The 15,286-nt window shown below is 63.5% G+C and carries 9 protein-coding genes and 4 pseudogenes; 8 read left to right on the top strand and 5 right to left on the bottom strand.

The genetic code is table 11. The features are described from left to right. The first annotated feature begins 157 nt into the window (after positions 1–157). Entirely contained in the window at positions 158–1,747 is a 1,590-nt protein-coding gene (locus ACSFB7_RS27160) for a phospholipase D family protein (RefSeq protein ID WP_435475441.1), read from the top strand. Between the two features lie 134 nt (positions 1,748–1,881). Here ACSFB7_RS27160 and ACSFB7_RS27165 read toward each other — a convergent pair. Both ACSFB7_RS27165 and ACSFB7_RS27170 read right to left on the bottom strand, forming a co-directional pair. Further along, positions 1,882–2,229: pseudogene (locus tag ACSFB7_RS27165) on the bottom strand (agmatine deiminase family protein); the annotation flags it as partial. Further along, positions 2,172–2,438, bottom strand: a complete 267-nt coding sequence (locus ACSFB7_RS27170; protein ID WP_435475466.1) for a hypothetical protein — start codon at positions 2,436–2,438, stop codon at positions 2,172–2,174. The gene ACSFB7_RS27170 and the pseudogene ACSFB7_RS27165, both read right to left, overlap by 58 nt. 653 nt (positions 2,439–3,091) lie before the next feature. Between ACSFB7_RS27170 and ACSFB7_RS27175 the strand changes: the two are divergent. Beyond that, positions 3,092–3,214 (top strand): annotated as a pseudogene (locus ACSFB7_RS27175) (ESPR domain-containing protein); the annotation flags it as partial. 467 nt (positions 3,215–3,681) lie between these two features. Here ACSFB7_RS27175 and ACSFB7_RS27180 read toward each other — a convergent pair. Together ACSFB7_RS27180 and ACSFB7_RS27185 are read right to left on the bottom strand one after the other, a co-directional pair. Beyond that, positions 3,682–3,912: a hypothetical protein gene (locus ACSFB7_RS27180; RefSeq protein WP_435475442.1), complete on the bottom strand. Its 231-nt coding sequence runs from the start codon at positions 3,910–3,912 to the stop codon at positions 3,682–3,684. Positions 3,913–4,062: 150 nt separating this feature from the next. After that, complete coding sequence (locus ACSFB7_RS27185) at positions 4,063–4,446, bottom strand: hypothetical protein (protein ID WP_435475443.1); 384 nt, start codon at positions 4,444–4,446, stop codon at positions 4,063–4,065. Between the two features lie 91 nt (positions 4,447–4,537). On the opposite strand from ACSFB7_RS27185, the pseudogene ACSFB7_RS27190 reads away from it, so the two are divergent. The 6 genes and pseudogenes from ACSFB7_RS27190 to groL all read left to right on the top strand — a co-directional run. Then, positions 4,538–9,859: pseudogene (locus ACSFB7_RS27190) on the top strand (beta strand repeat-containing protein); the annotation flags it as partial. Between the two features lie 75 nt (positions 9,860–9,934). Further along, positions 9,935–10,261 (top strand): annotated as a pseudogene (locus tag ACSFB7_RS27195) (YadA-like family protein); the annotation flags it as partial. Positions 10,262–10,301: 40 nt separating this feature from the next. Then, the gene (locus ACSFB7_RS27200) at positions 10,302–10,535 is read left to right on the top strand and encodes a hypothetical protein (RefSeq protein WP_435475444.1); all 234 of its coding nucleotides are present in this window, start codon (positions 10,302–10,304) and stop codon (positions 10,533–10,535) included. 69 nt (positions 10,536–10,604) lie between these two features. Next, positions 10,605–11,384: a winged helix-turn-helix domain-containing protein gene (locus ACSFB7_RS27205; RefSeq protein ID WP_435475445.1), complete on the top strand. Its 780-nt coding sequence runs from the start codon at positions 10,605–10,607 to the stop codon at positions 11,382–11,384. A gap of 346 nt (positions 11,385–11,730) precedes the next feature. Then, positions 11,731–12,021 carry a co-chaperone GroES gene (gene groES / locus ACSFB7_RS27210; RefSeq protein WP_093125512.1) on the top strand — a complete coding sequence of 97 codons (291 nt, stop codon included), beginning with the start codon at positions 11,731–11,733 and terminating at the stop codon, positions 12,019–12,021. Positions 12,022–12,076: 55 nt separating this feature from the next. Continuing rightward, positions 12,077–13,732, top strand: coding sequence for a chaperonin GroEL (gene groL / locus ACSFB7_RS27215; protein WP_042579049.1), 1,656 nt, complete (start codon positions 12,077–12,079; stop codon positions 13,730–13,732). Between the two features lie 75 nt (positions 13,733–13,807). Here groL and xylB read toward each other — a convergent pair whose 3' ends face one another. Next, complete coding sequence (gene xylB, locus ACSFB7_RS27220; protein WP_435475446.1) at positions 13,808–15,274, bottom strand: xylulokinase; 1,467 nt, start codon at positions 15,272–15,274, stop codon at positions 13,808–13,810. Positions 15,275–15,286 lie beyond the last annotated feature (12 nt).

Below are 15,286 nucleotides of genomic sequence, written 5' to 3' on the forward strand. Positions count from 1 at the left end.
AATTAAGAACCATTCTCATTCTAGTGGCCACAAAGTCTCAATCCGGCCAATTCCTCCCCGGGCGCGGCGGGTTGCGTTGCGAAATTGCGTCTTCGATTGGGGGGTGAAGCAGCTACGATGCCGCGCGCACGGGCTTCTCCGTGCGTTGGCGGCCCTCATGCTCAAGCTCATTGCCTTTCTGTTTCCTGCGCTGCGCGGTCCGGCTCTGCTGCTGATCGCCTTTGCATTGGTGGGATGTGCGGGCCTGCCTCCCCGGACACCCGAGCCGCCAACGCTCGCGATCGCCGCTTCGCCCGCCACCGCGCTCGGCCACGCGGCCGAAAGCCTGAACGCCCCGCCCGACGGGCTGTCCAGCATGCGGCCGCTGATCGAGGCGTCCTACGCGCTCGATGCACGGCTGGAACTGATGCGCCGCGCCCAGTCGTCGCTCGACGTGCAGACCTACCAGCTCGGCAACGACAAGACCGGCCGCCTGATCCTGCGCGAGCTGCGCAATGCCGCCCGACGCGGCGTACGCGTGCGATTGCTGCTCGACGATTTCTACACGGCCGGCATGGACCGCCTGCTGCTGGGCCTGGCCGCGGAGCCCAATGCCGAAGTGCGCCTGTTCAACCCCTTCGTGAACGCGCGCGACCATTCGTCCGGACGCTGGCTGGAATTTTTCGGCGACTTCCGGCGGCTCAACCACCGCATGCACAACAAGCTGTTCGTGGCCGACGGCGCCATGGCCATCGCGGGCGGGCGCAACCTCGCCGACGAATATTTCCTGCGCAGCGAGAGCGCGAACTTCATCGACTTCGAACTGCTCATGGCCGGCCCGGTGGTTCCCGAATCCGCCGCCATCTTCGACACCTACTGGAACAGCGATGTGGTCTACCCGCTGCAGCGGGTCGCCAGCACCAGCCTGACGCCGGAAACGCTGAAGACCGATTTCGACGCCGCCACCTCCCCGGCCCACGCCCCGCCGCCCGACCCACTGCCCATCACCGACCTGCTGGGCGACCTGCCGCTGGCCGCGCAGCTCGCGAACATCGACGAGGTGAAATGGATGCGCGCCGAAGCGCACGCCACCGCCGACAGCCCCAACAAGGCGCTGGGCGTCATGACGCACCCCACCGAATCGCTGGCACAGCGCTTTCACGAAATGATGGCGACGGCCCAGTCGAACGTGGTGGTGATCTCGCCCTACTTCATTCCGGGCGACGAGGGCATGGCCCGCATCCGCATGGGGCGCGATCACGGCGTGAACATCACGGTGATCACGAACTCGCTCGCCGACAGCGACGAGCCGCTGGTCAACATCAACTACAACCGCTACCGCGTCGACATGCTCAAGCTGGGCGTGAACCTGTACGAGGTGAGCACCCAGCAGCTCAAGCGCAGCGGGCAGTTTCGCGACCTGCTCAAGAAGGCGCGCGGCCGGCTGCACGCCAAGCTGGCGCTGGTCGACCGCCAGTGGGTGCTGCTCGGCTCCATGAATCTCGATCCACGCTCGGCCCTGCTGAACACCGAATTCGGCGTGCGCGTGCGCAGCTTCGACCTGACGCAGGCGCTGCTGTTCGCCTACCAGCTCGACGACATCGAGGGCGTCTACCGCGTGGTGCTCAAGCCCGATGGCCAGAACGTGCAATGGGTCGGCACCGGCGACGTCAACAACGAAGTGCTCGACAGCGAGCCCGACTCGAGCATGCTGACGCGGCTGCAGCTGCTGCTGTTTTCCTGGTTCGTGCCTACCGACCAGTTGTGAGCAGGTGAGCGGGCAGCGCGCGACGCAGCGGCCCGCTCAACATCAGGCGTGTGACGCCATGGCCAGCTCGCAAACAGCCAGCCGGCTCCCCAGCATCGGCTGCTGCTGCGTAGCGCAATGCGGCAATGCGTGGCCCCGCCGCCCAGCGAGATCGCGCTGATCGGCAGCAGTTCGATCCGGCGATCCGGGAAGGCGCGGGCGAACACCTCGCGCGCCTGTTCGTCCTGGGGCACGTCGAAGGCGCTGGAAATCACCGCGCCATTCACGAGGATGTAGTTCGCATAGATGTCGCAGAAACGCGTTCGCGCGTGGCCGGCCTTCATGACGTGCGCCGTGCCATGCGGCAACAAGATCAGCTCACCGGGGTTCAATTCGATGGGCGCATCCACGCCTTCGACGTGCACGGTCACCGTGCCATGCGTCACTACATGCAGGCGGTATTGGCAGGAAACGACAGCGCAAAAGGAGCCTCGGGCGTGCACGTGAGCGCCATCTCGCCGCGAATACGGACAAGGTCCAGCAGGTCCGAAAGCGGGTCGCGCTCGGGCTGTCCGGGCCGCGGAAGCGCCTTGCATATGCCTCGAGGAACTGCCGTCGAAGTACCGCAACCCGGCGGGATATGAAAGCGGTGCCTTCGATTGCCGGGCGCGAGGTCTTTGGCAAGGCCTGGACGAATGTCAATGAAGCTCATTGCTCAAGCCCTATCGCGGCACGGACAGGCGTGGGGATTGCGCTCGTGCGCATGCGCCATGCGCGCCCGCCATCTTTGGAAATTGTTCACAAATGTCATCAATCTGAACCGGCGGCGTCCAGATTGACAAGTGCTTTTTCAGTACATCGTTTCAAAACGCTGCGGAACTCGTTGCGTTGGATGCGACGCGCGAAATAAATCCGCTGATCGCCGAAAACTTTGGCCGCGTCGGGGGAGCGAGACCCATCGCTCTGCATACAGAAATTCGGTGAATCCTGAGTGGAACCTGACGATTGGCGCGGTCCACCGAGCGCGACAAATCGCACACAAACAACCCGGCATTTGACAAATCAGGGCAGTTGTCAAAAGTCGCTGAAGACCTTGAGAAATAGTTAACACCCATAAGCAATCAAGGGCTTTTAGACTCGCGATTTTCAAAAATAGATAACAAAAGTTAACAAGACAACGCGAGCTGGATCGAGACGATTTTCAGCCGTTTGCGGGCATCAATCGATTGCAGCTGCGGGGGTTGCTGCAGGTCGAGCCCGCAACTGGCGATGGCATGTCATCGAACCGGCGCGCGGTGGAGAGCGGGACAGGCGAATCCGGCATCGAGCAGATGCGAGTTGGAAATTACTCAAAGGGAACTGACTATGAATAAGACTTACCGATCCATCTGGAACGAATCGCTTGGCGCCTGGGTGGCTGTTGCAGAAATCTTCAGCGCGCGCGGCAAGCCGAGCGCCAGCCAGCAGAGCGGCAACAGCCAGGGTCGGAAGCGATTCCGGGTGGCAAGCGTCAGTGGCGCGGTCGTCGCGGTATGTCTCGGATGGGTGAGCCTGCCCGCAGTCGCGGGCTACGGCATCTTCATCAACGATGGTTCGGACACCGCCTGTACCTGGACGTTCGATACCGCGGGCGTGTCCGTCATGGGCAACTACGGCGGCAGCAATCCCACTCCGACAGGCGGCAATTCGATGTCTCTCGGGGGATTGGGATCGGGCACGCCAGTACCCACCCTCGCCCAACTGGGTTCCCCTTCGTCGATGTGTGCCCCGACCGATAAGGCAACTCAAACAAACCGGGCGCTTTTCTACAACCCGTCCAGCGCCACCGGATCGAACTCGCTGACGCTGGGCGGAGAGCTGTACGTGAACAGCGGCAACCTGGGCTTGGGCGGCGGCACGTCCAACAACGGTTCCATGCGCATCGGCAGCAGTTCGACCTTGGCCGCTTCTTCCGGTCAGCGTGCGCTGGCCATCGGTGGCGGCACAACGGCAACGACGGCCGCTGGCGATGATTCGATTGCGATTGGCACCGGCGCGAACGCCGCGTCAAGCGGTGCAATCGCCACGGGCTTGAACGCCTTTGCCAACGGTGCCAATACCACCGCGGTCGGCAGCGGCGCCCGGGCAAATGGCGGAGGAGCAACAGCGTTTGGCAATAACGCCAACGCGGCCTTCAGCAATGACATGGCCTTTGGCACCAACGCAAAGGCGGTTGGCGATACAAGTGGCTTGGCGCCTTCAACGGCCTTTGGCAACAATGCAAATGCCAGCGGTGGTGGTTCTACTGCATTCGGCACCCTCTCCAACGCCGCAGGAAAGACTTCCGCAGCGTTTGGCTACGGTGCGCAGGCTGGCGCAGAGAACGCCCTCGCACTTGGAACCGCCTCGGTCGCGAACGGAAATCGCTCGGTGGCTATCGGCTCGGGAGCCCAGGCGACCGGTGATTTCGGTGCTGCCCTGGGCCGAACGGCGTTCGCGACCGGTAATGGCGCCACGGCGATCGGCTCGAACAGCACCGGCGGCGCATTGGCTGCTGGAAGCAATGCCATCGCGATTGGCGGGCAGTCCATCGTCACCGCGGGCGCTACTTCAGGTATCGCGATCGGTCTCGGGTCCAATGCCAGCGTCGCGGGATCGGTTGCCCTCGGGCCGAGCGCGACGACTGCCGGCACTGCAACGGCTGCCACCGGCGGCACCGGAACCGTCAGCAACGCGGTCATTGGTGGCACGACGTTCGGCTCTTTTGCAGGGAGCGATTCATCGGCAGGGGTGGTGAGCGTGGGTGGCCCGGGTGCGGAGCGCCGCATTCAAAACGTCGCAGCTGGCCTGGTTGGTGCCAACAGCACCGACGCGATCAACGGAAGCCAGCTGTATTCCGTGGCGAGCACGACGACGAGCAGCATCAGCAGCTTGTCGACCTCGACTTCCACCGGGATCAGCAGCCTGTCGACCTCCACGTCTACGGGCCTGAGCACCGCGACCAGCAGCATCAGGAGCTTGTCGACTTCGACCTCCACCGGTCTGAGCACGGCGACCAGCAGCATCAGCAGCCTGTCGACTTCGACGTCGACGGGCCTGAGCACGGCGACGAGCAGCATCAGCAGCTTGTCGACCTCGACTTCCACTGGGATCAGCAGCCTGTCGACCTCGACGTCTACGGGCCTGAGCACAGCAACCAGCAGCATCAGGAGCTTGTCGACTTCGACCTCGACCGGTCTGAGCACGGCGACCAGCAGCATTGGCAGCCTGTCGACCTCGACGTCCACTGGCCTGAGCACTGCAACAAGCAGCATCAACAGTCTTTCAACCGGGCTGAGCACGTCGGCGAGTGGCATCACCAGCCTTTCCACTGGTTTGAGTACGACGAACAGCAGCGTCGCCAGCTTGTCGACCTCAACCTCGACGGGTCTGAGCACCGCGACGAGCAGCATCAGCAGCCTTTCGACATCGACGTCCACCGGCTTGAGCACCGCAACCAGCAGCATCGGCAGCTTGTCGACTGGCCTGAGCACGACCAACAGTTCTGTTGCAAGTCTGTCGACTTCGACCTCGACGGGTCTGAGCACAGCGACCAGCAGCACCAGCAGCTTGTCGACATCGACTTCGACTGGTCTCAGCACTGCTACTAGCAGCATCAGCAGTCTTTCGACATCGACGTCCACCGGCTTAAGTACTGCGACCAGCAGTATCGGTAGCCTGTCGACTGGACTGAGCACGACCAATAGCGCGGTTGCCAGCCTGTCGACTTCGACCTCGACAGGCCTGAGCACCGCGACGAGCAGCACCAGCAGCCTGTCAACCTCGACATCCACCGGCTTGAGCACTGCGACCAGCAGTATCGGTAGCCTGTCGACTGGCCTGAGCACGACCAACAGCGCGGTTGCAAGTCTTTCAACTTCGACCTCGACGGGTCTGAGCACGGCGACCAGCAGCACCAGCAGCCTGTCGACCTCGACATCCACCGGCTTGAGCACTGCGACCAGCAGTATCGGTAGCCTGTCGACTGGCCTGAGCACGACCAACAGCGCGGTTGCAAGTCTTTCAACTTCGACCTCGACGGGTCTGAGCACCGCGACGAGCAGCATCAGCAGTCTGTCGACCTCGACGTCCACCGGATTGAGTACTGCGACCAGCAGTATCGGTAGCCTGTCGACTGGCCTGAGCACGACCAATAGCGCTGTTGCCAGCCTGTCGACTTCGACCTCGACGGGTCTGAGCACAGCGACCAGCAGCACCAGCAGCTTGTCGACCTCGACGTCGACAGGCCTGAGCACCGCGACGAGCAGCATCGGTAGCTTGTCGACTGGCCTGAGCACCACCAACAGTTCTGTTGCCAGCCTGTCCACATCGACTTCGACAGGTCTCAGCACTGCCGCTAGCAACATCAGCAGCCTGTCGACCTCGACATCCACCGGTTTGAGCACTGCGACCAGCGGTATCGGTAGCCTGTCGACTGGGCTGAGTACGACCAACAGCGCGGTTGCAAGTCTGTCGACTTCAACATCGACTGGCCTGAGCACCGCGACCAGCAGCATCGGTAGCTTGTCGACAGGCCTGAGTACGACCAACAGCTCTGTGGCCAGCTTGTCGACTTCGACATCTACGGGCTTGAGCACCGCAACGAGCAGCATCGGCAGTCTGTCGACGGGCCTGAGCACGACCAACAGCGCCGTTGCAAGTCTCTCGACCTCGGCATCGACCGGCCTGAGCACAGCCACCAGTGGCATCGGCAGCTTGTCGACCGGCCTGAGTACGACCAATAGCGCAGTTGCAAGTCTGTCGACTTCAACATCGACTGGCCTGAGCACCGCGACCAGCAGCATCGGTAGCCTGTCGACGGGCCTGAGTACAACCACCAGCGGCATCGGCAGCTTGTCGACGGGTCTGAGTACCACCAACAGTGCGGTTGCTAGCTTGTCGACTTCGACATCTACGGGCCTGAGCACCGCAACCAGCAGCATCGGCAGCCTGTCGACATCAACCTCGACCGGGCTGAGCACGGCGACGAGCAGCATCAGCAGCCTGTCGACCTCGACGTCCACCGGGTTGAGCACCGCGACCAGCGGCATTGGCAGCCTGTCGACAGGCCTGAGTACAGCGACCAGCAGCATCGACAGTCTTTCGACGTCAACGTCCACGGGTCTGAGCACCGCGACAAGCGGCATCGGCAGCTTGTCGACGGGCCTGAGTACCGCAACCAGTGGCATCAGTAGCCTTTCGACCGGCCTGAGCACAACCAGCAGCACGGTCGCCAGTTTGTCGACCTCGACGTCTACGGGCTTGAGCACGGCAACCAGCAGCATCGGAAGCTTGTCAACCGGCCTGAGCACCACCAACAGTTCTGTTGCCAGCCTGTCGACTTCGACCTCGACCGGGCTGAGTACGGCGACCAGCAGCATCGACAGTCTTTCGACGTCAACATCCACGGGTTTGAGCACCGCCACCAGCGGCATCGGTAGCTTGTCGACGGGCCTCAGCACGACAAACAGTTCTGTAGCCAGCTTGTCGACCTCGACGTCCACGGGTCTGAGCACTGCGACGAGCAGCATCGGTAGCCTGTCGACGGGCTTGAGCACGACCAACAGCTCTGTTGCCAGCTTGTCGACATCAACCTCGACCGGGCTGAGTACGGCGACCAGCAGCATCGATAGCCTGTCGACCTCGACATCCACGGGTCTGAGCACCGCGACGAGCGGCATCGGCAGCCTGTCGACGGGCCTGAGTACGACCAACAGCGCCGTTGCCAGCTTGTCGACTTCGACGTCGACGGGTCTGAGCACAGCCACCAGCAGCATCGGTAGCTTGTCGACAGGCCTGAGCACGACCAACAGCGCGGTCGCCAGCTTGTCGACCTCGACATCGACTGGCTTGAGCACAGCGACCAGCAACATCGGAAGCCTGTCGACTGGCCTCAGCACGACCAACAGCTCCGTTGCCAGCTTGTCGACTTCGACCTCGACCGGCCTGAGTACAGCAACCAGCAGCATCGACAGTCTTTCGACTTCAACGTCGACGGGCTTGAGCACCGCCACCAGTAGCATCGGCAGCCTTTCGACAGGCCTCAGCACGACCAACAGCTCTGTGGCCAGCTTGTCGACATCAACCTCGACCGGGCTGAGTACAGCAACCAGCAGTATCGGTAGCTTGTCGACGGGCCTTAGTACAGCTACCAGCGGCATTGGCAGTCTGTCCACTGGCCTCAGCACGACCAATAGTGCCGTTGCGAGTTTGTCGACTTCAACCTCGACTGGTCTGAGTACAGCGACCAGTAGCATCGACAGCCTCTCGACCTCGACATCCACGGGACTGAGCACCGCGACAAGCAGCATCGGTAGCCTGTCGACTGGCTTGAGCACGACCAACAGCGCGGTCGCCAGCCTGTCGACTTCAACATCGACCGGCCTGAGTACAGCGACCAGCAGCATCAATAGTCTTTCGACGTCGACATCGACGGGCTTGAGCACCGCGACGAGCAGCATCGGCAGCTTGTCTACTGGCCTTAGCACGACCAACAGTTCCGTTGCCAGCCTGTCGACCTCAACCTCGACCGGCCTGAGCACAGCAACCAGCAGCATTGACAGCCTCTCGACCTCCACATCTACGGGTTTGAGCACCGCGACGAGCAGCATCGGCAGCTTGTCGACAGGCCTGAGCACGACCAACAGCGCCGTCGCTAGCTTGTCGACCTCGACATCTACTGGCCTGAGCACAGCAACCAGCAGCATCGACAGCCTTTCGACTTCGACGTCCACAGGCCTGAGCACCGCAACGAGCAGCATCGGTAGCTTGTCGACTGGCTTGAGCACGACCAACAGTGCCGTTGCTAGCTTGTCGACCTCGACATCGACTGGCCTGAGCACAGCAACCAGCAGCATCGACAGTCTCTCGACCTCCACATCTACGGGTCTGAGCACCGCGACGAGCAGCATCGGCAGCCTGTCGACTGGCCTGAGTACGACCAACAGCGCCGTCGCGAGTTTGTCGACCTCGACATCTACTGGCCTGAGCACCGCGACGAGCGGAATCGGTAGCTTGTCGACTGGCTTGAGCACGACCAACAGTGCCGTTGCCAGCCTTTCGACTTCGACGTCCACAGGACTGAGCACCGCAACGAGCAGCATCGGTAGCTTGTCAACGGGCCTGAGCACAACCAATAGTTCTGTTGCTAGCTTGTCGACCTCAACGTCTACTGGCCTGAGCACCGCGACCAGCAACATCGGCAGCCTGTCGACGGGCTTGAGCACGACCAACAGCGCCGTGGCCAGCCTGTCGACCTCGACATCGACCGGCCTCAGCACCGCCATCAGCGGCGTCAGCAGCCTGTCCACTGGCCTGAGCACGACCAACGTCAACCTCAACAGTCTCTCGACCTCCACCTCGGTGGGCCTGAGCACCGCTGCAAGCGGCATCGGCAGCTTGTCCTCCGGCCTGAGCACCACCAACCTCAATGTCACCAGCCTGAGCACGACGGTCAACACCATCTACAACACTGGCACCAAGTACTTCCATGCCAACTCCACGGCGGCGGACTCCAGTGCCAGCGGGCAGGAAGCGGTGGCGATCGGCCCGCAGTCGGTAGCCAGCGGTGCCAACTCGTTCGCTGCCGGCAACGGCGCGCAGGCCACGGCCGACGGTGCGGTGGCGGTGGGCTTCGGTGCGCAGGCCACGGGCGCGAACGCCATCGCGATCGGTACGGGCGCCTTGGCCACCGGTTCGCAGGCCATCGGCGCGAATGCTCGTGCAGGCGGTGGAGGCGTGGCGCTGGGCGACAACGCCGATGCCGGCGGCACGCCGTTGAGCCAGGCGCAGAACGTCTCCAAGGGCACGGCCATCGGCTTCGGCGCGGTGGTGCAACAAAGCGGCGGTGTCGCACTGGGCTCGGGCTCTGTGGCGTCAACGGCGGCCGGTGTGGCCGGCTACGTACCAGCGAACGCAGCCGCGCAGCAGGCGGCAGCCGTCAATGCCACCACCAGCACACAGGCGGCCGTGTCCGTGGGCAATGCGGCCAACGGACAGTTCCGCCAGATTACCGGCGTCGCGGCAGGCACGGCCGACAGCGACGCGACGAACGTAGCGCAGTTGAAGGCCACGGCCAGCGCAGTAACGGCCAGCAGCGTGCAGTACGCGACCAACCCGGACGGCTCGGTCAATTACAACCAGGTCATGCTGGGCAATGGCCAGGCGCCGGCCGGCACGCGCATCAGCAACGTCGCGCCGGGCATCGCGCCGACCGATGCCGTCAACCTGGGGCAATTGACGGCCGCGCAGAGCCAACTGCAAGGCCAGATCAGCAGCACGCAGCGCATTGCCTACTCGGGTGTGGCCATAGCCACCGCGATGAGTTCGCTGCCGCAGGCGATGACACCGGGCAAGACGCTGCTGTCGGTCGGCGTGGGCAACTACTCGGGCTACAGCGCGATGGCCGTCGGCTTCTCTGGGCGCTCGGACAACGGCAAGTGGGTCTACAAGGTCAACGGCGGCTACAGCGGCCAGAAGTTCAACATCGGCGTGGGTGTGGGCTATGAGTTCGATTGAGCATCCGCGCTCGACCGTTTGTTCGGAAGGCGCGCACCCCTTGACCAGGGAGTCTGCGGCCCTCCGCGGCCTCGGGATCTGCCTGCCGGTACCTGCGAGCGCCGACGCCTCGGCGGCGCTCGCTCACTACCCGGACGACAGCCTGGGCCTGCCTGCAGGCGGCAGGGCCAACGTCGACTTCGCAACGCAAGCGGGCAGCGGCAAGACCTTCTACGAAAAGCTCGAGTCCAACGGCTGGTACTTCACAAGCTACGCGCCGCGCGATACCCAGTAAGCCAGTAACCCGGCGATGCCGGTGCGGGCCTGCTGGCGCCCCGGCCATGGAACCAACGAACATTTGCAAATGAAGATGATGACCGGCGTGAGAGGGGCGTTGTCGATCGCCATTCTAGGCAGCGACGGTACGCGCACGGCGGCCTTGCAGGGCAGGCTGGATCGCATGGGACATCAGTCCGTCGTATTCGCGGGCGCTCCCGATTTTCTGACCACGCTGAGCAACGGCGTGCGGTTCAGCCTGCTGTTGTTGCTGGCCCCGCAAGATGAAATGACGAATGCGAGCCTGCGTGCCGTGTGCAAGGTACTCGGCATGCCGGCGCTTCTCGCGACTCAGGACGGCGGCCGGGAACGTCTGCTACCGATGGATGACGACGCCCGGTGGCGCGATGCCGTCGACCTCGAGGCGCCGACAGCGATGGATGCGGAGCTGGACTGGCAGATTCACCTGCTGCTTCAGCGAGCGGGCAACGCCCAGCGGCAAGAAGCCCATGTTGCGGAAGACACCCTCGTGCGGGGCGACTACCGATTCCTGGGCGGCAGCAACACCGTGCTGCACCACGATCGCGAAATCATTCTTCAGCCGCGCCAGTTCGCTTTCGCGCTGGCGCTGTTTCGCAATGTCGGCGAGGTGCTCACGCGAGGCTGGCTGCAGAAATCGCTATGGAAGGACGCGCCTCAGCGCGAAGGAGCGCGGACGCTGGACGTCTGCGCCGCGGGCCTGCGCAGGCGGCTGGACCTTCGCCACGAGAACGGATTCGTGCTGCGCGCCGTGTACGGAACCGGCTATCAGCTCATGGCTGTACCTTCTTCGTCCAATACATCCAGGGCAACCCCCGCCCGGAAGTGATTCACCTCGCACTTCTTGCTCCCGCCCAGCTATGCACCGGCCAAATAGCGGAAAGAGTCCAAGGAAACCGGGCCGCCCCCAATTACAAAAGCTCCAGAGCTTCCTCCTAAAAAAAGCACGATCGTGCGATCAAAAGCCGGCCGGGAAGCACTCGAAATCGGCTGAAAACGGCGTCCAGCAAGCCCTCCAGACCAAGCCCTGCCCTTGAAAGGTCATCGATTGCCCTTATCATTAGCACTCGCTGATGATGAGTGCTAACAGCCCTCGCTCCCAGTCGATGGGCCGCCGGTCTTCCAGTCCGGCGCCCGACCACAAACCCGTTTCTTATCCATATCCAGGAGATGCAATGAAACTTCGTCCTTTGGCCGATCGCGTGATCGTCAAGCGTGTTGACAGCGAAACCAAGACCGCCTCCGGCATCGTCATCCCCGACGCAGCCGCTGAAAAGCCCGATCAGGGCGAAGTCCTGGCCGTGGGCCCGGGCAAGCGCACCGACAAGGGCGAACTGACCGCACTGACCGTCAAGGTCGGCGACCGCGTCCTGTTCGGCAAGTACAGCGGCCAGACCGTCAAGGTCGATGGCGACGAACTGCTCGTGATGAAGGAAGACGACCTGTTCGCAGTCGTCGAGAAGTAAGACTTCTCCTCCCTTTCGATTCATTCATATCCAATCCATTCGGAGTTAATTCATCATGGCAGCAAAAGACGTAGTCTTCGGCGGAGAAGCCCGCGCACGCATGGTCGAGGGTGTCAACATCCTGGCCAACGCAGTCAAAGTGACCCTGGGCCCCAAGGGCCGCAACGTGGTGCTCGAACGCTCGTTCGGCGCCCCCACCGTGACCAAGGACGGTGTGTCGGTCGCCAAGGAAATCGAACTCAAGGACAAGCTGCAGAACATGGGCGCCCAGCTCGTGAAGGAAGTGGCTTCCAAGACTTCGGACAACGCCGGTGACGGCACCACCACCGCGACCGTGCTGGCACAAGCCATCGTTCGCGAAGGTTTCAAGCTGGTGGCTGCCGGCATGAACCCGATGGACCTGAAGCGCGGCATCGACAAGGCTGTGACGGCCCTGGTCGCCGAGCTGAAGAAGGCTTCGAAGCCCACCACCACGTCGAAGGAAATCGCTCAAGTCGGCTCGATCTCGGCCAACAGCGACGAAACCATCGGCAAGCTCATCGCTGACGCGATGGACAAGGTCGGCAAGGAAGGCGTGATCACCGTGGAAGACGGCAAGTCGCTGGACAGCGAACTGGACGTCGTCGAAGGCATGCAGTTCGACCGCGGCTACCTGTCGCCCTACTTCATCAACAACCCCGAGAAGCAATCGGCGCTGTTGGACAACCCCTTCGTGCTGCTGTTCGACAAGAAGATCAGCAACATCCGTGACCTGCTGCCGGTGCTGGAGCAAGTCGCCAAGGCTGGCCGTCCGCTGCTGATCATTGCCGAAGAAGTCGAAGGCGAAGCCCTGGCTACGCTGGTCGTGAACACGATCCGCGGCATCCTGAAGGTTGTGGCTGTCAAGGCTCCTGGCTTCGGCGACCGCCGCAAGGCCATGCTGGAAGACATCGCCATCCTGACGGGCGGCAAGGTCATCGCTGAAGAAGTGGGCCTGACGCTCGAAAAGGTGACGCTGGCCGACCTGGGTCAAGCCAAGCGCATCGAAGTGGGCAAGGAAAACACGATCATCATCGACGGCGCTGGCGCTGCTGGTGACATCGAAGCCCGCGTGAAGCAAGTGCGCGTTCAGATCGAAGAAGCGACCAGCGACTACGACCGTGAAAAGCTGCAAGAGCGCGTGGCCAAGCTGGCTGGCGGCGTTGCAGTGATCAAGGTTGGCGCTGCCACCGAAGTCGAAATGAAGGAAAAGAAGGCTCGCGTCGAAGACGCCCTGCACGCTACCCGCGCTGCAGTGGAAGAAGGCGTTGTGGCTGGCGGCGGCGTGGCTCTGCTGCGTGCCAAGCAAGCCGTGGGCGAGTCGGTCAAGGGCGACAACGCCGACCAGGAAGCCGGCATCAAGCTGGTGCTGAAGGCGATCGAAGCGCCCCTGCGCGAAATCGTGAACAACGCCGGCGGCGAAGCCTCGGTGGTGGTGAACGCTGTGTTGGCCGGCAAGGGCAACTACGGCTTCAACGCTGCGAACGACACGTACGGCGACATGCTCGAGCTGGGCATTCTGGACCCGACGAAGGTCACCCGCACCGCACTGCAGAACGCCGCTTCGGTGTCCTCGCTGCTGCTGACGACTGAAGCCATGGTTGCTGACGCACCCAAGGACGAATCGGGCGCCGGCGGTGGCGGCATGCCCGACATGGGCGGCATGGGCGGAATGGGCGGCATGGGCATGTAATGCCCGGCTGAGCTCTGCTCACCAAAACAAAAAGGGCCGCGCAAGCGGCCCTTTTTTATTGCGCGCTCGTTCGACTCAACGAAACTGATCGCGCAGCGCCATGTACAGCACCTGGAATCGCGCATGCCGCGTCTTGTGTTGATCGGCACCTTCGGACGAAGGCACCAGCTTCTGCTTCACCGGCGGCAGCGTGCATACCTCGGCCACCGCACCGCCATCGGCCAGCCATGCAAGACGCGCCGCACCGAGCGCCCCGCCCGTCTCGCTGCCTGCGTAGAGCGTGAGCGGCACCTGGAAGATGTCGGCCAGCAACTGGCCCCACCAGATGCTGCGCGCACCACCGCCCACCAACGCGACTTCGCGCAGCGGCATGTCGGCCGGCAGTCGCAAGGTATCGAAGCCGTCGCGCAAACCGAAGCTCACGCCCTCGACCACGGCATAAGCGATCTCCGCCGGGCCGTGCGCATGCGTCAGCCCGAGCAGCGCGCCCTGCGCGTTCGGATTGTTGTGCGGCGAGCGCTCGCCCGACAGGTACGGCAGGAACAGCGGGCATCGCGCCCGATCCGCCAGCGCAACCGACGCCGCCGCTTCAAGCAGCGCAGCCTCGTCGGCAAACTTGAATGCCTTCACGGCCCAGCTCACCGCGCTCGCGGCCGAGAGCATCACCGACATCTGGTGCCAACGCTTCGGCAGCGCATGGCAGAACGCGTGCATCGCCTGCGCGGGGTTCGGCAAGAAGCGATCGGTCGACACGAACACCACGCCTGAGGTACCGAGCGACACAAAGCCCTGCCCCGCTTCGACCAGCCCCATGCCGACCGCGCTGGCCGCGTTGTCGCCCGCACCGCCCGCGATCTTCACGCCCTCGCGCAATCCCCAGCGCGCCGCCAGCTCGGGCTTGAGTTGCGCCGACACCTCGCTGCCCTCCACCAGCCGCGGCATGTGATCGCGCGTGAACCCCGTCGCCGCGAGCAGTTCGTCGGACCAGTCGCGCGCCCCCACGTCGAGCCACAGCGTGCCCGCCGCATCCGACATCTCGCTGACCGCTTCGCCGCTGAGCATGAAGCGCAGCCAGTCCTTGGGTAGCAGCACACGCGCCACGCGCTTGAAAATCTCGGGCTCGTGCTCGCGCACCCACAGCAGCTTGGGCGCCGTGAAGCCGGGCATCGCAAGGTTGCCCGCGATCTCGCCCAGGCGCGGCACGGCGCGCGTCAATGCCTCGCACTGCGCACCGCTGCGCCCGTCGTTCCAGAGGATCGCCGGCCGCAACACCTCGCCCGCCGCATCGAGCAGCGTGGCGCCATGCATCTGGCCCGACAGGCCGATGGCACGCACGCCCGACAGCGCCTCGCCATGCGCGGCCCGCAGCTCCGCCATGACCTGCTCCAGCGCCTGCCACCACTGGCCCGGTGCCTGCTCCGACCACAGCGGTTGCGGCCGTTCGACCGTGAGTGCGGCACGTGCCACGCCAACGATGCGGTGATCGTCGGCGAGCAGCAGCGCCTTGAGCTCGGACGTGCCGAGGTCGAGTCCCAGATACAAGATAGTTCTCCC

The sequence above is a fragment of the Variovorax raffinosi genome, assembly GCF_051216615.1.
In the GTDB taxonomy this organism is placed as follows: domain Bacteria; phylum Pseudomonadota; class Gammaproteobacteria; order Burkholderiales; family Burkholderiaceae_C; genus Variovorax.